The sequence below is a fragment of the Veillonella sp. LMAG:90 genome, from assembly GCF_008679445.1.
Lineage (GTDB): Bacteria > Bacillota > Negativicutes > Veillonellales > Veillonellaceae > Veillonella_A.
This window is the reverse complement of record NZ_NAND01000001.1, coordinates 567,399-589,332: the sequence shown is the minus strand read 5'-3', so window position 1 is coordinate 589,332 and position 21,934 is coordinate 567,399. Positions and strand designations below refer to the sequence as shown.

Below are 21,934 nucleotides of genomic sequence, written 5' to 3'. Positions count from 1 at the left end.
CTTTGTCATCGCATTCTATCATATGTATAAAACATTTTCTTATAACTAAAATATCCATAGCAAGTTGCTATGGTATTTTGCCTTAGCTAGAGTATAGAGAAGTACCTCCATTTTGTCAAGTCATTTCATATGCACTTTTTGTAAAAAAAGTGTATAATTAAAACATCTACTAACAAATTCAAAAGGAGGATTTATATGCTTGCTTGGCAACGCACTGTATACATTTGTTTCTTCGGCGCGTTCTTATCGGCCTTGGGGCTCAGCCAATTGGCGCCGCTATTACCGATTTATATGAACGAACTGGGCGTCACCACAACAAACGAGACAGCCTATTGGTCAGGCTTGGCGATGGGCATCACATATTTAGTCGTCGCATTAGTTTCTCCCTATTGGGGCCGCTTAGCCGACCGTAAAGGTCGCAAAATTTCCTTACTGCGAGCCAGTTTTGGGATGATGCTCTGTAATCTGCTCATGTGCTTCGTACAATCGCCATTGCAGCTTGTGTTAGTCCGATTTATACACGGTCTCGTGTCCGGCTTTTTCTCCGCTTCCATCATTCTCGTGGCGTCGGAAACACCGGAAGAAAAAACAGGTTGGGCCTTGTCGGTGCTGGCCTCGTCCAATTTGGCCGGTTCACTCATCGGTCCTTTAATCGGCGGTTACTTAGCCGATATGTTTGGCGTCCGTTTCTCTTTTTTCATCATTGCCTGCTTCTTAGGCGCCGCCTTTTTACTGGTGTTTTTCTTTGTTCACGAGTCCTTTACACCGGATCCAAACAAGGTGGCCCACAATTTTAAAGAGTTGCGTCAACAATTACCGAACTTCCATGAGCTGTTAATTGTAGCGGCCTCTACTTTTATTTATACACTCTCTCTGATGAGCTTGCAGCCGATTATTACGGTGTACTTGAGCGAAATTGTACCGCCTGATACACCACAACTCGCCTTATTGGCAGGACTCGTCTTTGCCTCAACCGGTTTTGCGCAAATGTTGAGCAGTTCCTATATAGGCAAATGGATAGATCGCATCGGTCCGCGGCCTATCCTCATTGGTTCGTTAATTTATGTAGCCCTCGTTACCATTCCGCAGGCCTATGTCACTTCGGCCTTGGAACTTGGTATCTTACGCTTTTTAACCGGGCTTGGGCTCGCCGGCTTATTACCGTCACTCAACACGTATATTTCCACTCATGCCCCTAAAACCGTTTCCGGCCAAGTCTTTTCCTATACCCAGACGACTCAGTTCTTGGGTTATTTCCTCGGCTCTGTGGGCGGTGCGCTCTTCATGGGGCAATTCGGCTTTACCGCCCTCTTCTGGGCTAGCGGTCTGCTATTCTTAGCCAACGCCATTTGGGTGTACTTTAAATTAAGATTATAATAATAGGCCAAGTACTGTTAAATATGGTCATCACATCTTTTGAATACTGCAAAATAAACTTGTCCCGTTGCCGGATGAGTTTATTTTTTTCTTTACCTAACAAATCATCATATACAGATGCATAGATATTTCAAAAAAAATAAAAAGCAGCAAACACTGCTTTTTATCTAAAGCGTACTATTAATTTCTGCCTTAAAGCTGTCTATCACTTTTTCATTACGGCGATAATATGTCCATTTGCCAAAGCGAGCGGACTCTAATAATCCGGCCCGTTGCATAAGGTCTAAATAATGGGACACGGCCGATTGCGAAATGCCTAATTTTTCTTGAATACTCCCTACACAGACTCCTCCTTTAAACGCGTCTTCCTCAGGCATATGAAATCCCTGGGGCGGGAAGTGCTTCGACGGTTCTTTTAACCATTGTAAAATTTTTAGGCGGCTTTCATTAGATAGTGCTTTAAAAATATCTTGTAATTCTTTATTACTCATAATTTTATTATATCTTAATTTTGAGATATGTCAATATATATTATCTAAGTATTTCGATGTGTCATCATCAGGATAAAACGAATTTATCGGGAACTATCCACTCAATACTATTTACTTTTCTCTCGAGCCAAAATAAATATTGTCGATAGTATAAGAACAAAACCGATAATATCGGTGGTTAAAAATTCACTGCCCAATAAAGCCCAGCCTAGTAGGGCTGCCGAAATCGGCTCTACCGAAGATAATACGGAACCTTTTACGGCACCAATGCGGCGTACCCCTTCCAAATAGGCATTGAAGGAAATAATCGTACCCAGCACAACCACATTAAAAAAAGGGCTTATAGGACAAAAAGTGTGTGTGGCTTTTTTAAATTAATCCCAATAAATTGGAAATTCCGTGGACATATGGAACTCATTCCAGACAATGGCATCGCCCCATTGGGGTAAGATATTATCAGGACGGTTATTCCGCATTATCCTACGGTAAGTAGCAGCGATTGTTTTATCTGTAGGCATACATTTTAATATTTCAGCAACAGGAAGCGGTCTAGGTGAGTGCTCGTAACACCACCAATAGACCGCTTTTAATCGTCTTTCTAAGGATAATCCTCTGTGGTCTCGTAACATCCCCCTAAGTTGCGCATTAACGCCTCCTTCCAGTCGATTGTTCGTTGTAGGTACGGTAATATCTACAAACGTCAGGTAGGTAAATAGAGTCTCATCTCTAATTAATCGTAAAAGTCCTGCCTCAGCTTTTAAGAGGCGTTCATGAGTAGCCCTTTTATTCCCATTTTCGTCAACTGTCATTTCACGTAAGAAGTCATCAAACTCTTCTCTCCAAGCTAATAATCCATCAATCCAAGTATAGGCATCATCTATCGATTGAATCTTAAATAAACGCTTTGCCAGTTCATATAAAGCCTTGCCGGCTATTGTTTTTGGTGCAGAAGTTGTATACCTTCTTACTTGCGCAAAAACGTGAAATAAACAACGTTGATGGTTACTTGTCGGCCACCTCTTTGCCAAGGCCTTAGCAAATCCGGATCCGCCATCTGAGATAACAACACGCGGAGGAGCAATACGGTCCATTAATGCTTGCCAAGCTCTAGAGTTCTCATATCTACATACATACCAGCCTAACACATGGTCCTTACTACAACAAATAAGTACACAGAGCTTACGCGTTAGGTATATGCCGTCAAAGTAAAGCACATCATATACTTCCTCAATCTTTGGTGGAAGGCACCATATGGACCAAAATTTAGCGGTTTTACGTCTAAATGTACGCCCGCCTCCAGGCATATCCTGCTGCATCTGTTTACTAAATAACCATTTCAAAAACAGCTTTAGATTATGACTATCGGTGTTAATATTGTTAGTGAAAGCGACTTTACAGTGCTTACAAAACCATCGCTGAGAACCGGATTTCAATATACCGTGTTTTATACATTTTCGACCACAATCAGGGCAAACTACTTGTTTAATATTAATCATCCTCCTATTTATGTTTTTATTTAGGAAGATATAATACCATTTTAGTCAGTAGTTATGTGGGTTCACGCATGTTTTTACACACACTTTTTGTCCACCCTTTATCTTTGTCAAAAAAAGATAAAAGTGCTATAAACCCAGTATCTATCTAGGTTTACAGCACTTTTTACACACACTTTTTGTCCTATAACTCTAATTTTATTTTTGAATTATGTTTGTCCTATAAGCCTATTTTTTAGAACCTTTTAACTTATATGTTACATACAAGAACAAAATCCAGAATGGAATGGCGATTACCGATGGTCGGAAGCTGTCCATTTGATACATAACGCCTACAACTACCAACAAGAATAAAATACAGAGGTAGTTAATCACCGGATAGAGCGGTGATTTGAATTTCAATTCATCAAGACGGCCTTCGCGAATGAAGGTACTGCGGAATTTCATGTGCGTAGCAATGATGACAAACCAGCTGATTACAAGACCGGCTACTACGAGTGCCAAGAGATGCATGAACACTTCGCCGGCTTGCGGATAGAGGTAGGTCGTCAACACGATGATTAACGCTAACCCGGATGAGAATAAGGTGCTGGCCAACGGCACACCGTGAACCGTTAAGTAACTGAAAATCTTAGGTGCATTACCTGCCTGCGCCAAACCGTACAGCATACGGGAGTTACTGTATAAAATACTGTTGAATACAGATAAAGCCGCTACAAGTACTACGAGGTTCAAAATGTTGGAAGCCGCGGGAATACCGATTTCTTCAAAGATTTGAACGAATGGGCTGGCTTCAAGACCAACTTTATCCCAAGGTGCCAAAGACATAAGCACAACCATGGTGCCAATGTAGAAGATTAAGATACGCAATAATAATTCATTAATTGCGGTTGGTAAGCTATTTTCAGGATTTTCCGCTTCGCCCGCTGTAATACCGATGAGGTCAACGCCGCCGAAGGAGAACATAACAACGGCCAAGGAGCAAAGGAAGCCCCACGAACCATTCGGGAAGAAACCGCCGTTATCCCATAAGTTATGGAAGTTATGCGGGAAGGATCCCATGGTGGTAAAAATAAGGTAAAAACCGAATAGAATCATGCTGACGATGGCGCCGATTTTGATGAAGGATGCCCAGAACTCAACTTCGCCGTAGGCCTTAACGTTGATTAAGTTAATGGCCGTGATGATGACAAGGCATATGAGCGTAGTCAGCCAATGCGGAATGTCCGGGAACCAATAGGCGAGGTACACGGCGATGGCCGCCAGTTCCGCCATGCCGGCGAGCATAAATAAGGTCCAATAATTCCAGCCGGCCAAGTAACCCATAAAGCCATTCCAATATTTGTTGGCAAAATGACTGAATGAACCCGATACCGGTTCGCGTACGGCCATTTCACCGAGCATGCGCATAACGAAGAAAATAAAAAGGCCTGCCAATGCATAGGATGCAATAATACCCGGTCCTACCAATTTGATCGTCGGTGCCGAGCCGTAAAACAGGCCGGTACCTACCGATGCGCCTAAGGCAATCATCTGCATGTGACGGTTTTTGAGACCACGTTTCATACTATGGTCATGACCTTGATTTGATTTTTCACTCATAAAAAATCCCCCTTTATGTTCGGCTCTTCAAAAATACTCAACTACCGTGTTACGCTGCCGAACCTCTTATATATATTCTCTAATGTTACGTTATATAGTCGTTTTTGGCAAGCTGTTTGTACAATTTTACGGGACAATTTTAAAAAAATTACTATAATTTCGAAAAATGTATAATAAATATAAAGGAATTTCATATGGTCGCATCGAATACATACAGTAAATTGCGTTTCTGCGCTTTAAAGGAGGCGGTTCATATGAAAGAATATGCTAGTGATTTAATTCGTAATGTGGCTGTTGTATCTCACGACGGTGCGGGCAAAACAGCATTGGTAGAATCTTTGCTTTTGGCTTGCGGCGCTGTTCAATCCGTCGGTAAAGGGCAAGACAACAAACATATTATGGATTTTGAACCTGAAGAAATTAAACGTAATGTTACTATTCAGCTTGGTATGGCACCATGTGAATGGAAGAATTATAAAATTAATTTCATTGATACGCCGGGTTATTCCGAATTCCATGGTGAAGTGCGCGCCGCATTGCGTGCTTCCGACGGCATGCTTATGGTACTCTCCGCCACGTCCGGTGTGGAAGTGGACACCATTCGCGCTTGGGATTACGGGGTAGAATTGCAGATGCCGCGCATGGCTTTTATTAACAAAATGGATATGGAAGGGGCCGACTTCTTCGGCACTCTTGAAAAAATGCACGATTTATTCGGCAAAGCCATCATGCCACTGCAGATTCCAATTGGCGAAGGTCCTGATTTTAAAGGTGTTGTTGACGTAGCAAAACGTACGGCTTATGTGTATGAAAACGGCAAGGTTACGGAAGTGCCGGTACCGGAAGAATTGTCTGCCAAAGTAGAAGAAATCCGTGAATTAACGGTAGAATCCGCTGCTGAAGGTGACGATACCTTATTGGAAAAATATTTAGACGGTCAAGAACTTACTTTGGAAGAAATTCGTCAAGGACTTCGCGAAGGTATGTTGACCGGCCGCGTATGTGCCGTTATGTGCGGCAGTGCCACTAATAATATCGGCATGGACCAAGTACTCGATCGTATGATTCGCTACATGCCGGATGCGTCTAAACGCGTTATGACCGCTGAAGATGTTGAGACAGGCGAAGAACGCGTTGTTCATGTGGATAAACCATTTACCGGTTTTGTATTTAAGACCGTTTTAGATCCGTTTGCCGGCAAACAGAGCTTTGTTCGTGTATTCTCCGGTGAATTAAAAGAAGGGGATAAACTCCTCAATATGAACCAAGGCGTAGAAGAAAAATGGGGTAAAATGTATACCCTCATCGGTAAGCAACAGGTTCCGGTTACGGAAGCTCGCGCCGGCGATATCGTTGTTATTCCTAAATTGGCTGTAACTAAGACCGGTGATACCTTTGCAACGCCTGCCTTCAAAGTTAAATATCGTCAGATTCGCTTCCCACAACCGCTCCATACGGTAGCTATGGTTCCTGAAAAGAAAGGGGAAGAAGAAAAATTAGCCAGTGCATTACAGCGCATTTCGGAAGAAGATCCGACTTGTGTAGTTGTTAAAGACGTAGAAGGGCGTCAGATGCAAGTTCGTTGCATGGGTGAAGTTCATTTGGATCATATCCTCACCAAGATGGAACGTAAATACGGCGTAAAAGCTAAATTGGAAAAACCGTATATTCCATATCGTGAAACGGTTCGCGGTCATGTAGAAGTAGAAGGCAAGCATAAGAAACAAAGCGGCGGTCATGGTCAGTACGGTCATGTTAAAATTGCTATTGAGCCATCCACGGAAAGTGATTTTGAATTTGTAGATAAAATCTTCGGCGGTGCGGTACCTAAGCAGTATATTCCGGCTGTAGAAAAAGGCGCTCGTGAAACATTGGAAAAAGGTTTATTGGCCGGCTATCCTATGATTGGTGTGAAGGTAACCTTATTAGACGGTTCTTACCATGCTGTTGACTCCTCGGAATTAGCATTTAAGGTAGCCGCTGCGCAAGCATTGAAGAAAGGCGTGCCACAGGCTAAACCGGTACTCTTGGAACCTGTTTACAATGTAAATGTGTTTGCACCGGATGCTTTCATGGGCGATATTATGGGCGATTTGAACAGTCGTCGCGGTCGTGTGCTCGGCATGGAACAGGGTGAACGTGAAGGCATTACAGTTGTTAAAGCACAGGTACCGTTTGCTGAAATGCTCGACTATGTAACTGTATTGCGCTCCATGACGCAAGGGCAAGGCGTTTTCAACATGGAATTCAATTCCTATGAGGAAGTGCCTCATAAAACAGCGGAAGCAATCATTGCTAAATTTGACGGTACCGCTGATGAAGAATAAAATACTATGTGATTTATAAATAAATGTTTGATTTATAAACAAATGCTTGATTTATAATTAAATGTTCAATACATAAATGGAAGCTTAGCAGTAGCTGAGCTTCCATTTATAGACATTAATTTACAGCTAATTGGTAATAAGAAGGCGTTTAAACAGATAAGAAGGGACATATTGTGATATTTGGTAATGTAAATGTAAATTATAACGGTCTCGGGTATTCGCCCGTGTTGGTACGCGTACTCGATTGGTTGAAGTCTACGGATTTTAAGCAGCTGCCATTGGGGCGTCATGACATTGACGGTGACAATATTTTTGCCATGCTGCAAGAAGTGACGACTAAAAAAATAGCAGATACGCGACCTGAATCACATAAGGACTATTTAGATGTTCAGTTCGTCATCGATGGGCAAGAAAAGATGGGCTTCTTACCGGATTATGGCATTGAAAAGGTAACAGAAGCACATCCGGACAGAGATTTGTATTTTTATGCTTCGGAAGTGACCGATGAAGGCTTTGTATTAGCCACGCCGGGGACATATGTTATTTTCTACCCGGAAGACATTCATCGACCATGCTGCGCCGTTAATGATGAGCCTGCCAAAGTATTAAAGATTGTGGTCAAAGTAGCTATGAAGTTATTGGCTTGATATGCTGTTTGTGATTGTAATCACTAACTTATTGGCTTGATAAGCAATTGGCGATTTGTTACAATAGCAGTAAATGAAGGACGACCGGCTTATGGCCGGTCGTTTTTAGTACTTTGATTCGAAGGATGAAAATATGGATAGAAAGTTTTTAGTCGGTATCGGCCTGACGCTCATGGGCGGTATTTTATGGGGATTATCGGGCGCCTCATCACAATTTTTGCAGCAACAACGCGGCATCACGCCGGAATGGTTATTGGTCGTACGCTTATTAATCTCCGGTGTTGTCACCGTTATGGCCGCATATTGGCAAGGGCACGGTAAGATTTTTGAAGTGTTTAAAACGCCAAAAGATGTGATTGGTGTTCTGGTGTTCGGTTTGCTCGGCATGGCCTTATGCCAATACGCCTACTTCCGCTCGATTTATTATGCCGGTGCGGGCATTGCCACCGTGTTACAGTACTTAGCGCCGATTATTATTGTGCTCTATATGGCCATTCGGTATTTGAAATTGCCTACTTGGGGCGAAACCATAAGCATCGTGTTGGCCACCATAGGGACGGCTATGATTGCGTTACAGGGTAAGTTGTCATTGGCCGGTATTGATGAAAAAGTCCTCTTTTGGGGTTTGCTTTCAGCCGTGGCGGTAGCTATCTACAGCGTTCAGCCGGTTTCGTTGTTGCGCCGTTACGGCACGGGTCCGATTGTCGGTTTTGCCATGTTGTTTTCGGGCATTATCATAACTCCTTGGGCTAAGCCGTTTGATGTGCCCGGTGAATGGGATATGTGGACATATATTGCTTTTTTTGAGTTATAGGACAAAAAGTGTGTGTAAAAAGTGCTGTAAACCTATATAGATACTGGGTTTATAGCACTTTTATCTTTTTTTGACAAAGATAAAGGGTGGACAAAAAGTGTGTGTAAAAACATGCGTGAACCCACATAACTACTGACTAAAATGGTATTATATCTTCCTAAATAAAAACATAAATAGGAGGATGATTAATATTAAACAAGTAGTTTGCCCTGATTGTGGTCGAAAATGTATAAAACACGGTATATTGAAATCCGGTTCTCAGCGATGGTTTTGTAAGCACTGTAAAGTCGCTTTCACTAACAAAATTAACACCGATAGTCATGATCTAAAGTTGTTTTTGAAGTGGTTATTTAGTAAACAGTTGCAGCAGGATATGCCTGGAGGAGGACGTACATTTAGACGTAAAACCGCTAAATTTTGGTCCATATGGTGCCTTCCACCAAAGATTGAGGAAGTATATGATGTGCTTTACTTTGACGGCATATACCTAACGCGTAAGCTCTGTGTACTTATTTGTTGTAGTAAGGACCATGTGTTAGGCTGGTATGTTTGTAGATATGAGAACTCTAGAGCTTGGCAGGCATTAATGGACCGTATTGCTCCTCCGCGTGTTGTTATCTCAGACGGCGGATCTGGATTTGCTAAGGCCTTAGCAAAGAGGTGGCCGACAAGTAACCATCAACGCTGCTTATTTCATGTTTTTGCACAAGTAAGAAGGTATACAACTTCTGCACCAAAAACAGTAGCCGGCAAGGCCTTATATGAACTAGCAAAGCGTTTATTTAAGATTCAATCGATAGATGATGCCTATACTTGGATTGATGGATTATTAGCTTGGAGAGAAGAGTTTGATGACTTCTTACGTGAAATGACAGTTGACGAAAATGGGAATAAAAGGGCTACTCATGAACGCCTCTTAAAAGCTGAGGCAGGACTTTTACGATTAATTAGAGATGAGACTCTATTTACCTACCTGACGTTTGTAGATATTACCGTACCTACAACGAACAATCGACTGGAAGGAGGCGTTAATGCGCAACTTAGGGGGATGTTACGAGACCACAGAGGATTATCCTTAGAAAGACGATTAAAAGCGGTCTATTGGTGGTGTTACGAGCACTCACCTAGACCGCTTCCTGTTGCTGAAATATTAAAATGTATGCCTACAGATAAAACAATCGCTGCTACTTACCGTAGGATAATGCGGAATAACCGTCCTGATAATATCTTACCCCAATGGGGCGATGCCATTGTCTGGAATGAGTTCCATATGTCCACGGAATTTCCAATTTATTGGGATTAATTTAAAAAAGCCACACACACTTTTTGTCCTATAAGCCAAACAAAAGAAGCTTTTTTGCACCTTCCAAAAAGTCTAACTTAATGGATTGCAAAAAGCTTCTTTTATATTATCCTCTTTTATTTATCTTAGTCTTCAATGCCATACATACGCTTTCTATATGCCTTATTACTCCGTACTATAGCACGATTTAAATTATCTAAATAAAGGTCAACAGCAGTTGCCAATAGCTCAATTCTTTCCTCAAAATCTGCTAAACGATCCGAATCCCACTGTAGTTCGTCACTCATTTCCTCAATATTAGTAAGTTGCATGTCAATTAAATTAGCCGTGAATATAATCCTTAAAAATGCCTCCTCCAAAGCTTTCATATCAACAATTGTCAGCATTTGCCGTTCTAACCATTCCCCTAACTCACCGACCAATTCTCCTATTGTTTTAAGATTAATTTCCAGAGGAATATTATTGCTTCTTAAGTCTTTACATACATCTTCTTGTTGTGTTAATTCATAGGCCCTTTCAGCATACATTTGAATCATTTCTTTATATAGCTTACAAATAAATAACCCTCTTACATTGTATACCGGTATATGCCCCTCTAAATCAAAAAACCTATTCTTTCCCATATAAGCCCCCTTTACTACATTCCCCCTAAAAAAATATAGCAATACAAATTAATCCAAATGATTAATCCATATTACTATATTTCTACGCATTTTAAAATTATCCTTCTCACCTAAATATTAGCTATTAATATACGCTCGAGGCGAGGTATTAAAGTGTCTTTTAAATGCCTTATAAAAATTACTGGTATTACTGTATCCCAGCATACCGGCAATCATTTCAACCGACAAATCAGTACCTCGAAGCAGTGACGCTGCTCTATCCATGCGATGGGCCGTCACAATTTCACTGAAGGACTGGCCCGTTTCCTGGCGAATCAAATTGGAAATATAATTCGGATGATACGCCAAATCAGCGGCCATTTGTTTCAACGAAACAGAAGCTACATGGGTGCTGATATATTGCATAATCTGATCGATGAGACTGCTCGAATTAACGCCATCTGTCACCTGTTGTTGCGCTTTCTGTTCACGAGCCACACCTAATAGTAGGGCCGCCACGAGGGACTGCAAAATAGCCTGTGTGTCCTCTTGTACTGTGGCAAATTCAAGCACCATTAATTCCAACAAACGACGCACATAGTGAGGCTTTTGAAAGTGCAGATGAATAAAGTTTTCAGAAAATTCATTATTCTGCGGCTCCAAGAAGAAATTAAATACCTTCTGATCAGCCGCCAAAATCGGAAAGAACGTCTTAAAGAACGTTTCTTTTTGAATCAAGACGCCGATAATTATAATCTCTTCCTTACTGTCCCCTTGAAGCGCATAACCCGTATAGGGCTGCCCGATATAGCATTCATTTTCCTTAACTTTAATATAGTTATCCTTCGTATAACTAAGTGCCCCATAATCACCTTGATAGGCAAAGTTTAAGAAAAAGAAGTCATGACGATGAAAGGCCTCTTCAATATGCTGACCTTTAAAAACGCAAATCATGATGGTTTCGTCTTCTTTGCCCGGCCATTGATAGGCTCGCTCCGGATGCGTGTCCCCGGATGATCTAAGCTTTGGCCAGTGTTCGGTAATAAAAGCATTGCCCAATTGAGTAAACGCCTCATTGAGCTCTTGCTGTTCCGCTGAGGTAGTATCTTCATTCGTAGTAGTGGATTCTCCCTTTATTGATTCAGGAGTTTCTTGTTTGACTACCACTGCCGCATCATCTTTTGCCATAGCCGTTGCCAACACAGTTTTCTTTGCTGACCCGACTTTCAGCGTGTCTAATTTAGACATTTCTGTTTCAGATGTTTCCTCTTTAGTAGCTATATTCCCTTTCACGGATACTGACTTCTGCTTATTCTTTTTTACCTTCTTATCCTGAAGTTTTTTATTTTGTTTTTTATTTTGTTTCTTCTTAGATTTTTTCTTCTTTTTATTATCCGTCTTCTTGGAAAGCTTCTTCTTAGCTTTCTTCAATTTATCTTTATCCTTGCGCTTTTTTGCCATAACAGATGCATAATACCTTTCTAGTTCTTCGTAATCTTCTTTTTAGTATATCATCAATCTTAAGATTTGCCACTATATATCTTACGTTTTACCGTCGTCAGTATGACGTAAGCCGATTATACTGTGGGTACAGCCAATCCGTTACCACTCTCGGCCGAAGATTATTTAACTATTTTTGAAAAATCCTATCGTTAATTTTCAATGCTAACGCACAACAAAAGGAGGACATATGACTGAACTTGAAAAATTAAACGCCGGTTTGCCTTATAATTTTATGGATCCCGAAGTAGACGCTCTTAAACTAAATGCCGTAAAAGGTTGTGAAGAGTTAAACTCCATCAGTGCCGCAGACTATGAAGCTCGTGAGACCGTAATCCGCAATTTATTTGGTAAAGTCGGCAAAAATCCGGTAATATTGCCTCGCTTTGTCTGTGATAACGGCAAAAACATTTTTGTCGGTGACAATTTTCTGATTAATTTCAACGGTGTTATTCTGGATATTGCGCCTGTTACCATTGGCGATAATGTTATGATTGGGCCGAACGCACTTATTATCACGGTCAATCACCCACTAAAAGCCAGCGAACGACGCAATCACATGGCTGTGGCCACACCGGTAACCATCGGTAATGATGTATGGATTGGTGGTAATGTAACAATTCTTCCCGGTGTAACTATCGGCGATAAAGCTGTCATCGCCGCCGGAGCCGTAGTAACCAAAGACGTGCCGTCTAATACCGTAGCCGGCGGTGTACCGGCTCGTGTAATTAAAGAATTGCCGGAAGAAGACCAATAGACAGATAAAAATTTAATTTTATGCATCAAAAATGCCGCATCGAACCCGATGCGGCATTTAGCATTTTATATTCAATCACGCTTTCATGCGTTCTATGATATTTACAAATTCTTCATAATTGGCAAGCCCATTCACAAGTGCCGCCTTTTCACCATATTCAATAAGACAGGTTGGCAAACTGTGAATATTCAAAGCGTGTCGCAAGCGGAGATCTTCTTCAAAGGCCTTGGCGGCACTGCCGTTTTCAAAATAGCGAAGAAATTCATCTGTATCTAAATCGGACGCCTTAGCTACCGCTACTAACTCATCGATTCGCGTAGTCTGTCGGGTCTCGACAATCGTCGCCCGTCGCAAGCGAAGCAAAAACTCATCAGCCTTCACGGGGTCACAAAGCTGAGCGGCCTTGTAGGCAATGCACAGCGGATAGGATGACCGGTGGTCCGCATCAAAGAGGTGAAACCCCTCCATATTAATGGGTAGCCCACCAATGCTTTCCTCGCTTTTATAAATCTGTGCCAACCGCTTATTATATACGCGAATCCCGTCTTCAGCCGGCAACGCCAATTCTTGCGGCAACATAAAATCGGCCACATCGCGCACCAGCCCACTCATTACATACTTAAAAACAAGCTCTTCGCCGAAATGGTTAGCCAATTTTTCATAAACCGGCTCTTGCTCATAGGAAAGACCCATCATCGGATCCGTAAAAGTTATAAGGATAATCTTTTTCATAGTATTCATCAGTATCGGTTACGGTCGATAAACTGACCACCCACCGACCACGCCTTAATATCATAAAATTTTATATAAATATTTTCTGTCGGAATATCGAGAACGTCCTGAAAGGCAGCCGTCATCTCGGCGCCGAAGTCACTAAAGCCGACATGAGCTTCATTACCGAAAAGGCTGGCTTCTATATAGGCAATTTTCTGCTGTCCGTCACCGCGAAGATAAAGTGACTGATTGGCTTCGAGACCAAACAATAAGTAATTTTCATTCAACCCCGGCACACGCTCAATAGCTTTGCCCATGCGCGATTTAATAACTGTCTCCTGTTCACGACTGACAGGTGTATTAACTTTCGCCATTACAAACGGCATTACTGCTCCCTCCATTCTTGTAGCTGTTCCAGAATACGGTCGGCAACTTCCTGATGTTTCATCTGATAGGTATGACCGGTTTTTTCAATAAAAATCAACTTATTTTCTGCAGCCGTTGGCATATGATTATTCAAATTGCGTAAAAACTCCGACGGATCGCCATCCGTAAAATTATCATAGGTGCCCACAAGTAACGCCCCCGTATGAGTAAGCTTCGCGGCTTGTGAAAAAACACCCTTCGGCGAGGTATGCACATTATTGAGTAATCCTGAAAATTGCCAATCCCACGCCGTATGAGCGATACATTCTACCCAGCCCATAAACGGAAACGGCAATCGTTTATCTCCATCACCACGCTCAACTTGGTCTTTAATCAATCGTTTTTCATAGTCTGTAACACCCGACATCATATACGTCAGGTTAGCGGGCGACAGTAAAAAGAACCGTTCTACGCGCTCATCATGATGGCGCGACAGATAATAGATAACCTTATTGGCTCCCAAGGAGTGGCCGGCCAAAATGATATGCTTATAACCGGCGTTCTCCGCAAAGGTCAGATAAGCATCAATATCTTCATCCGGATAGGCAAAACGCTCATTCCACGAGCCGATAAGTTCCTCTTTGCCCGTCTTCACATTGACGGTAGGAATTTCACCGAATGCATCATTTGTCTGGGCATAGATAAAATCAATGTTTCCACTATTAAGGGTATCCCCGATATTATAATAAAACGGATTGGAATAAAAATTACCGTGAATACCTGTGATGGCAATCATCACAGTATCTGACGTCCGCTTCTCTTCTTGACGGAAAAGAACGCCGTTTAGAACCACACCGCGCTTCGTCGGCACATCCAAACGAAACTTCATACATTATCACTCTTTCTAAAAATACACTGATGGAAGGATGAGGCGTAACAAGCATTACAGGAAATACACTTCGCCTCTAGAGCTTCACCGCTTTTCATTTTATTGGGTAAATCCGGTTCTCGCAAAAGGGGGCGAGACAAAGAAATCATTTCTATTTTAGTTTTATTTAGTATCTCTTCCATTGTATCGAGGCTTCGTAAACCACCGACCAAAATAATCGGCGTATCCACGGATTTGGCCAATGTATCGGCAAATTTCAAGAAATAGGCTTCGTTTTTATGTGGTCGAATACCGGCCACGGACGTACCATTACCACTTACCTCGATAGAATCGATACCGGCGTCGGCCAGTAAGCGGCACATAACCAAGCTTTCAGCTTCATCCAAACCGCCATAGGTAAAGTCACTGCTGTTAATTTTTGCCGTAATATGCAATTGTGGCGCTTTTTCACGAATACCGTTAATGATTTCCACCACCAAGCGGGTACGATTGGCAATACTGCCACCATATTCATCCGTTCTGTGATTGACAGCAGGCGATACAAAACGACTCAAAAAGAAGAAATGGGCCACATGAATTTGCACACCGTCAAAGCCCGCTTTAGCCGCACGGACACCGGCTTCAATAAATTGGTCGCGCACCATATGAATCTCTTCTATCGTCATATTATCCGGTTCAACCTGCTCAAAGCGACCGTTCGTTTCACGATAATAGGCACCAAGGGCTAACTGGGTAATCACCGGCACATCTTGGGCATGGATTACGTCGGTAAGTGTCTTATATTGCGGAATCAAGGCATCATCGGATAACCGCATCATCCCGTCAAAATAGTAATCATTGGCGGCCACGCTGGTAAACCCGGTAATAATGATACCAACACCACCTTTGGCCAACTCATCATAAATCTCATACGCTTTTTCCGTCACACTGCCGTCGCGATTAGCTAAACCTTCCCAAGTAGCGGAACGAACCAAACGATTTTTTGCTTTCAAATTTTTTAATTCAATTGTATTAAAAAGACTTTTCATTAATTTCACACTCCTTAGTATTATGAATTATATTAAATCACATTGATTTTTCTCTATATCTACATTATAATTATTTACAACATAAAAACAAGAAGGATGTTTTTTCTTCGTCAATATAAAAAGTATACTATGGAGGCTCTATGACACAAAAACCACTACCTAAAGATAAAAACATTTACGACACCGATTGTCCCATCCTGTATGCCATGGAGATAATCGGCCAAAAATGGAAACTTCCCATTCTTTGGTATATATGCGACGCCGAAAACCAAACACTTCGCTATAAGGAACTGGAGCGAAAAGTTGTCGGCATTACCGCCACAATGCTAACCAAATGTTTGCGCGAATTGGAACAAGATAGGCTGATATCAAGAAAACAGTACAATACCATTCCACCAACCGTTGAGTATTCAATTGCGGAACGGGGCAAGCTATTGATGCCCGCCCTCCAATCCATATATGATTGGGGCGAATCCCAGATGAACGAAAAAGAATAAACAAAAACAGGTTCTATAATTTATTTTGGGGCGCTAAAGAGAAACGCTAGTTGCGTGTCCTCTTGGCGCCTACTTTTTTTGCACAAAAAAGACATATTGAATAAAATCCGATACAATAAAGGTGCTAACAATTAACGAAAGGATGTTTATTCAATATGTCTAGTCTTAATTATATAGGAAAAATGCTCGGAATAAAAGATTCACATATCCAAAATATGAGAGAAACTTCAGAAGAATATGTATTACATGTGATGGTACCGGTAAAACCTCATGTTTGTCCTAATTGCCATAAGGAAACAACTCGTATAAAAGGCTACACACATCGCACAATCCGCCACACTACAACCAATGAAAAGCCGATTCGCCTTATCTATCGTCAACGCCGGTATAGCTGCACTTGCGGACGCACGTTTAATGAAAAAACAGAATTCTCTACACGCTATCTTAGGACTACGCCCCGACTACGAGAAGTGGTCATTACTGAATTGTCAGAGGTAAAATCTCTAACAGCAGTTGCTAGATATTGTCATATTAGCGTAACTCAAGTTATTCGCATTTTTAAGGAAATTAACTATAGCCGACCCAAGACATTACCTGCGGTATTATCTATTGACGAATTTAAAGGCAATGCAGCCGGCCAAAAATACCAGGTCATCCTTACCGATCCTAATGACCATAAAATACTGGATATTCTGCCTAAACGAGATACGGTCAAGTTAATACAGTACTTTTTGCAATTCCCAAGACACGTACGAAACAACGTAAAATACATCACAATGGACATGTCCCTCCAATTCCGCTCCGTCATGAAGCAATGCTTCCCTAAAGCTCATATTGTTGCTGACAGATTCCACTTAATCCGGCTGGTGACCTTTGCCCTTGAGCGAGTGCGTAAAGCTGAGCAAAATACCTTAACTAATGCAAGCCGAACCTTCAAAACGAATAAGCGAATATTGACTAAACATTTTAAGGATTTAACTGACAATGAATATGCAAAACTTATGGATATGTTTCACTATTCATCGAGATTACACCGTGCCTATATGCTAAAATATGCCTTCCATACAGTGTTGAAATTTAAACGGAGGCCCGATATTCTAAGGTCCATAAATGAATGGCTTTCATTAGTTTTTGACTCTGAACTACCTGAATTTCAATCCCTCTTAAAAACGTTCTCCTCTTGGAGCGACGAAATTATTAATGCCTTAACCTTACCATATTCAAATGGCTTTACCGAGGGTTGCAATAACAAAATTAAAGTTTTAAAACGTTGCTCTTTTGGGATACGGAACTTCCACTACTTCCGTAACCGGATTTTATTCATCAATGCAAGAAAAGGACACGCAACAGTTACGTCGCATGTCCTTCCTCAAAGTGCATAGACTCTTTAGCGCCCCAAAATTTGACAAAGAGCCCAAAAACAGAAGACGGTTATGTCGGTAAAATTTACCGATATAACCGTCTTCTGTATAATTCCCCCGATCCATGTTAAAACACGGATACTATTTAATTAAAAGTCCCCGTTGCCCGTGGCTCTCACCCCACCAAGCAACTTTTTATTTACCGGCGGCTCTCACCCCGCCCGTATCTCTCTTGTAGTTACGCTCTCTGCTCACTCAAAGTCCCCTCGTAACTCTCTCTCTTTAACAGTTCAATGACTGTTGAACTTCCCTTGACTGAAATCATTATACGTTCTTTTGTCTTCTGTGGCTAATATATACAGAAAACGGTTAGCTATAGTTTAAACCTATATCTAACCGTTACGGTTTGTGTCCTGATCAAACACTTTGCGTATTCTTTTTAAGTGCTTCAATATAATTGCGACAATATTTACCGGCCGCTACCTTATTATGCAAAATATAGCCGATTTCAATTTTTTCATCCACATCAAGCGGAGTAGCCAAAATATTAGGGCCGTTCAGTTTCTCACTGATAATACCGGAACAAATCGTATAACCGTCAAGCCCGATTAAGAGATTAAACAATGTCGCTCTATCACACACCACAATATCTTTGGCACTGTCACAGGTGCTCAAAATTTCTTCTGAAAAATAGAAGGAATTATGCTCCCCCTGTTCGTAGGAAAGTCGTGGAAACGGTGCCAAATCCTCCAAGGTAACCTTCTCTTTAGATGCCAAAGGGCTAAAAGAGCTTATAAATACATGAGGCCTTGCCGTAAACAATGGATGGAAGGTTAAATCATGTCGTTTAAACTCTTTGCGTAAAACCGTTTCATTGAACTCATTAAGGTACAAAATACCGATTTCACTGCGAAGTCGCGCTACGTCTTCAATAATTTCATAGGTCTGTGTTTCACGAATACGGAAATCATATTCATCGCCACCATAGGCTTTTAAAACATCTACGAAGGCTTCCACAGCAAACGAATAATGCTGCGTAGATACGCAAAATTGATGCTTAACCGGCGTTTGTCCGAAATATTTTTCTTCAATCAGATTTGTCTGCTCAATTACCTGACGGGCATAGCCGAGGAACTCTTCCCCTTCCGTTGAAACGATGACGCCCTTATTGGTGCGGGAGAAAATGGTAATCCCCAATTCCTGCTCCAATTCCTTAATAGCCGCCGTCAAGCTCGGCTGAGCGATGAATAATTCTTTCGCCGCCTTATTAATGGACCCTTGCTTGGCCACGGTTACAATGTATTTTAACTGTAATAAAGTCATATATCCTCTTACCTCTATATTTCACTTCAAGTCAAAAGCTTTTTAACTAAAAAATATCTATTTTTACAAATTTATAGCAGAATATGCCTGAATCTTTAGTGCTAAATTTTTAGTCTTCAAACCTCTATTCTTACTATAAAGCAAAACAAAAAGGACTGCAAGCACTCGGAAGTGTTTGCAGTCCGTATAGGTCAGTTGATTACGCTACATTTCGGTTGATTAAGCCACGCTACGTCTGGGCTGATTAAGCCACACTACGTTTGGAACGAAGAGCACGAGGCACAATATTGAAGGCCAATTGGTAAACAATGTAGCCGATAATAATAGCAATCGTACCGCCGATCATAGGGCCTTCACCGGACGCATAAATTGCGTATACGGAGTAAGCAATCGCTACGATGCTCAAACCGAAAATGCTGCGACGAGTGAATTTGGAAGCACCTTCAACTTTTAATAATTTATTAACAGCAATACAGCAGAGAATGTAAGGGAATACATTCGTAACTACTGCCAAGTTAACGAGGTTTTCAAACTGACGGCTCAAGGATTCGTTCATGGTCATGAAGGCCAAGAGAGACTGAATCGTCAAGAGAATCAACAAACCACGTACAGGTGCGTCAGCTTTGTTTACACGGCTGAATACTTTAGGGAACAAGCCTGCATCGGCAGAGCTTTTGAACACACGAGATAAAGTGAACTGCCAGCAAAGGATAGCACCGCAGCAAGAGATTACCATAGCAGCCATAACAATCTGGCCAACAGTTTCATTGAACATCTGCGCGAACACCATACCGAATGGTGCCGTTGAGTTCAATAAATCAACATTTGGTACAATCCCTGCCATAATATTAGTAGACAATACATAAATCACCGCTACTGCTAATGTGCCAAAGAATGTTGCAATTGGTACGTTTTTCTTTGGATTTTCTACAGCATCCATGTTAGCTGCTGCGGACTCAAAGCCCAAGAAACCCCAAAGAGTTAATGCGATGGATTCGCTAACTGCATCAAAGAAAGGCAGTTGGTTCGGATTCCATACAGCTGTGTACATATTTGGGTCAAACCAGAACCAGCCGAATACGCTGATGAACAATACAGGGATGATAGCCCCCCAAACAGTGATATTACTTATACGACCGGTTTTGGCATTACCGCCGAAGTTAAGAACGGCAGCTAACCAAAGAAGCACGATAGTGGCTAAACTCATCTGTACCGGCGTCAAGGTTAAATTAAATAAAACAGCTGCGTAGCCTACTGCGGAAATCGCAATCGCTACGTTTGCAATTACAAGTGAAATGGCATAAGCATAGTTTGCCATAAAATGTCCGGTTCTGCCGAAAGAATACTCTGCATAGCCGCCAAGTCCACCGGTTTTCGTTGTGAACATGCCGCACTGTGCGAAAATGTGGGCCAATACTAAGGACCCTACGGCTGTAATCAGCCAAGACAAAACGGAAATAGTTCCTACTTCTGCAAGTTTAGTAGGCAACATAATAATCCCAGCACCCATCATATTTGCTGCAACGAGGGTCGTAAGCTGGAATACAGACATTTTTTTAGCGGTGGTTTTCATGTATCAATCCCCTTTCTAATGTAGCTCAACATCTACAACTTAATAATCAGTGACCGCTATCGATACCAGTCCTTGCGGTTGTGCGTGGATGTGGTATCGTATGAAACGTATTTCTCTTTATTTTATTTGACGACTTATTCTAACATCTATTGACAATTAATGAAAGTCTTTTTTTCAATAAAAAAGGTCCACGAAAGCTAGTCGCCATCAATGGCGGCCCGTGTTTTTCATGGTGCAATTCTCAAAGTGGGCATTATACCTAACTTTTTAAAAATTTTACGCAAAATTTACCCCATTGGCGGACAAAAAATATTACACGAATTGAATAAAAATATATAAACTCTATAATATAAACGAGGAGAATTCATTTGAACCATAAAAAGTTTCAATTTTAGTCTATTTTTTCCTATGCCGATTAGGTATTTTAAGGGCCTATTCCGAATTAATTATGATTTTTTTCGAACTAAAACAGGGTGTGTCTACTGTGCACAGACACACAAAATATATCCGTCATTGAATTTCAAATCCAGGCCCTTGTCGAATGACAGTGAACACTTTAACGCGCACTTTTACCGCCTAAAAATTACACAAACCGTTAACGACATTAACAACGAAGCGTTAAAGGACGGCGGGTAGTCCAGGCACAAATTAACAGTCTGTTAATTTCCTACCTGCAATTCATATTCCCTTGCAATCTCATCTTCCGACGCCTGCATGGCGGCCAGGGTTTTACTTAAAAGCTCATCCAGTTCCCAGCCGAGCCGTTCAGCACCGTTTTTGATGACATCACGAGAGCAACCGGCAGCGAATTTCTTATCTTTGAATTTCTTCTTCAGACTCTTAAGTTCCATATCCTTCGTTGATTTGGAAGGGCGCATCAAAGCAGCAGCAGCACCGATCAAACCGGTCAATTCATCGGCCGCATAGAGCACGTTTTCCATCAATTCTTTTGGTTCCAAATCGATGCAGATACCATAACCGTGACAACAGATAGAATAAATTTCATCGTCAGCTACGCCCGCTTCTTTTAAAAGCTCCTGTGCTTTAACACAATGCTCTTCCGGATACATTTCAAAGTCCACGTCATGCAAAAGGCCTACTTGAGCCCAATAATCCGCTTCTTCACCAAAACCAAGCTCATTGGCGTACCAACGCATCACCGCTTCCACGGTTAAGGCATGTTGAATATGAAACGGTTCTTTATTATATGTTTTCAATAATGCCAAGGCATTTTCTCTTGTTAATGACGGTGTATGCATACCCATCCCTC

At 41.6% G+C, this 21,934-nt stretch carries 19 protein-coding genes, 3 pseudogenes and 1 other annotated feature (1 of these 23 running past the window's edge); of the genes and pseudogenes, 9 read left to right on the top strand and 13 right to left on the bottom strand.

Annotated features, from left to right (window positions below; genetic code table 11):
* Positions 1-18 (bottom strand) — a binding site (T-box leader) (it extends 181 nt beyond the left edge of the window).
* A gap of 177 nt (positions 19-195) precedes the next feature.
* A complete protein-coding gene (locus CCC71_RS02560) occupies positions 196-1,377 on the top strand; it encodes an MFS transporter (protein ID WP_295253503.1) in 1,182 nt (393 codons plus the stop codon).
* A gap of 167 nt (positions 1,378-1,544) precedes the next feature.
* On the opposite strand, the gene CCC71_RS02555 is transcribed toward CCC71_RS02560, so the two are convergent.
* The 4 genes and pseudogenes from CCC71_RS02555 to CCC71_RS02540 all read right to left on the bottom strand — a co-directional run bounded on the left by CCC71_RS02555 (position 1,545) and on the right by CCC71_RS02540 (position 4,963).
* Positions 1,545-1,868, bottom strand: coding sequence for an ArsR/SmtB family transcription factor (locus CCC71_RS02555; protein ID WP_021840800.1), 324 nt, complete (start codon positions 1,866-1,868; stop codon positions 1,545-1,547).
* Between the two features lie 107 nt (positions 1,869-1,975).
* Positions 1,976-2,200: pseudogene (locus CCC71_RS02550) on the bottom strand (EamA family transporter); the annotation flags it as partial.
* Positions 2,201-2,242: 42 nt separating this feature from the next.
* Positions 2,243-3,355 carry an IS1249 family transposase gene (locus CCC71_RS02545; protein WP_296333593.1) on the bottom strand — a complete coding sequence of 371 codons (1,113 nt, stop codon included), beginning with the start codon at positions 3,353-3,355 and terminating at the stop codon, positions 2,243-2,245.
* 234 nt (positions 3,356-3,589) lie between these two features.
* The gene (locus tag CCC71_RS02540; RefSeq protein ID WP_021840804.1) at positions 3,590-4,963 is read right to left on the bottom strand and encodes an amino acid permease; all 1,374 of its coding nucleotides are present in this window, start codon (positions 4,961-4,963) and stop codon (positions 3,590-3,592) included.
* Between the two features lie 254 nt (positions 4,964-5,217).
* Between CCC71_RS02540 and fusA the strand changes: the two genes are divergently transcribed.
* The 4 genes from fusA (at position 5,218) to CCC71_RS02520 (ending at position 10,054) form a co-directional block, all read left to right on the top strand.
* On the top strand, positions 5,218-7,290 hold the full coding sequence (gene fusA / locus CCC71_RS02535) for an elongation factor G (protein WP_295262707.1): 2,073 nt from the start codon (positions 5,218-5,220) through the stop codon (positions 7,288-7,290).
* Positions 7,291-7,463: 173 nt separating this feature from the next.
* Positions 7,464-7,937, top strand: a complete 474-nt coding sequence (locus CCC71_RS02530) for a NanQ anomerase/TabA/YiaL family protein (protein ID WP_164726524.1) — start codon at positions 7,464-7,466, stop codon at positions 7,935-7,937.
* Positions 7,938-8,070: 133 nt separating this feature from the next.
* Positions 8,071-8,751: a DMT family transporter gene (locus CCC71_RS02525; protein WP_296332802.1), complete on the top strand. Its 681-nt coding sequence runs from the start codon at positions 8,071-8,073 to the stop codon at positions 8,749-8,751.
* Positions 8,752-8,941: 190 nt separating this feature from the next.
* Entirely contained in the window at positions 8,942-10,054 is a 1,113-nt protein-coding gene (locus tag CCC71_RS02520; protein ID WP_296333589.1) for an IS1249 family transposase, read from the top strand.
* A 125-nt stretch (positions 10,055-10,179) separates the two neighbouring features.
* Here the strand turns inward: CCC71_RS02520 and CCC71_RS02515 are convergent, their stop codons facing one another.
* Positions 10,180-10,677, bottom strand: coding sequence for a hypothetical protein (locus CCC71_RS02515; protein WP_021840444.1), 498 nt, complete (start codon positions 10,675-10,677; stop codon positions 10,180-10,182).
* A gap of 117 nt (positions 10,678-10,794) precedes the next feature.
* On the bottom strand, positions 10,795-12,117 hold the full coding sequence (locus CCC71_RS02510) for a helix-turn-helix domain-containing protein (RefSeq protein WP_296332799.1): 1,323 nt from the start codon (positions 12,115-12,117) through the stop codon (positions 10,795-10,797).
* A 229-nt stretch (positions 12,118-12,346) separates the two neighbouring features.
* On the opposite strand from CCC71_RS02510, the pseudogene CCC71_RS10920 reads away from it, so the two are divergent.
* Both CCC71_RS10920 and CCC71_RS10915 read left to right on the top strand, forming a co-directional pair.
* Positions 12,347-12,505 (top strand): annotated as a pseudogene (locus tag CCC71_RS10920) (maltose acetyltransferase domain-containing protein); the annotation flags it as partial.
* Positions 12,506-12,739: 234 nt separating this feature from the next.
* Positions 12,740-12,913 (top strand): annotated as a pseudogene (locus tag CCC71_RS10915) (DapH/DapD/GlmU-related protein); the annotation flags it as partial.
* A gap of 75 nt (positions 12,914-12,988) precedes the next feature.
* Here CCC71_RS10915 and CCC71_RS02500 read toward each other — a convergent pair.
* From CCC71_RS02500 to CCC71_RS02485, 4 genes are read right to left on the bottom strand one after another with little or no spacing between them, the layout of a single operon-like run.
* Positions 12,989-13,645, bottom strand: a complete 657-nt coding sequence (locus CCC71_RS02500; RefSeq protein ID WP_247239914.1) for a DsbA family protein — start codon at positions 13,643-13,645, stop codon at positions 12,989-12,991.
* A gap of 8 nt (positions 13,646-13,653) precedes the next feature.
* Positions 13,654-14,013, bottom strand: coding sequence for a tautomerase family protein (locus CCC71_RS02495; RefSeq protein WP_021840440.1), 360 nt, complete (start codon positions 14,011-14,013; stop codon positions 13,654-13,656).
* Positions 14,013-14,882 (bottom strand): alpha/beta hydrolase, encoded by an 870-nt coding sequence (locus CCC71_RS02490; RefSeq protein ID WP_296332793.1) that lies wholly within the window; start codon positions 14,880-14,882, stop codon positions 14,013-14,015. The genes CCC71_RS02495 and CCC71_RS02490 overlap by 1 nt, the downstream gene beginning before the upstream one ends.
* Positions 14,879-15,910 (bottom strand): NADH:flavin oxidoreductase, encoded by a 1,032-nt coding sequence (locus CCC71_RS02485; protein ID WP_021840438.1) that lies wholly within the window; start codon positions 15,908-15,910, stop codon positions 14,879-14,881. The genes CCC71_RS02490 and CCC71_RS02485 overlap by 4 nt, the downstream gene beginning before the upstream one ends.
* Before the next feature lie 140 nt (positions 15,911-16,050).
* Between CCC71_RS02485 and CCC71_RS02480 the strand changes: the two genes are divergently transcribed.
* Together CCC71_RS02480 and CCC71_RS02475 are read left to right on the top strand one after the other, a co-directional pair.
* The gene (locus CCC71_RS02480; RefSeq protein WP_021840437.1) at positions 16,051-16,407 is read left to right on the top strand and encodes a winged helix-turn-helix transcriptional regulator; all 357 of its coding nucleotides are present in this window, start codon (positions 16,051-16,053) and stop codon (positions 16,405-16,407) included.
* A 215-nt stretch (positions 16,408-16,622) separates the two neighbouring features.
* A complete protein-coding gene (locus tag CCC71_RS02475) occupies positions 16,623-17,789 on the top strand; it encodes an ISL3 family transposase (protein ID WP_296332791.1) in 1,167 nt (388 codons plus the stop codon).
* A 396-nt stretch (positions 17,790-18,185) separates the two neighbouring features.
* On the opposite strand, the gene CCC71_RS02470 is transcribed toward CCC71_RS02475, so the two are convergent.
* The 3 genes from CCC71_RS02470 to CCC71_RS02460 all read right to left on the bottom strand — a co-directional run bounded on the left by CCC71_RS02470 (position 18,186) and on the right by CCC71_RS02460 (position 21,923).
* Positions 18,186-19,091: a LysR family transcriptional regulator gene (locus CCC71_RS02470; RefSeq protein ID WP_021840163.1), complete on the bottom strand. Its 906-nt coding sequence runs from the start codon at positions 19,089-19,091 to the stop codon at positions 18,186-18,188.
* 244 nt (positions 19,092-19,335) lie between these two features.
* Positions 19,336-20,664 (bottom strand): putrescine-ornithine antiporter, encoded by a 1,329-nt coding sequence (gene potE, locus CCC71_RS02465; protein ID WP_021840164.1) that lies wholly within the window; start codon positions 20,662-20,664, stop codon positions 19,336-19,338.
* Positions 20,665-21,323: 659 nt separating this feature from the next.
* A complete protein-coding gene (locus CCC71_RS02460; protein WP_226974655.1) occupies positions 21,324-21,923 on the bottom strand; it encodes a hydrolase in 600 nt (199 codons plus the stop codon).
* Positions 21,924-21,934: the final 11 nt, after the last annotated feature.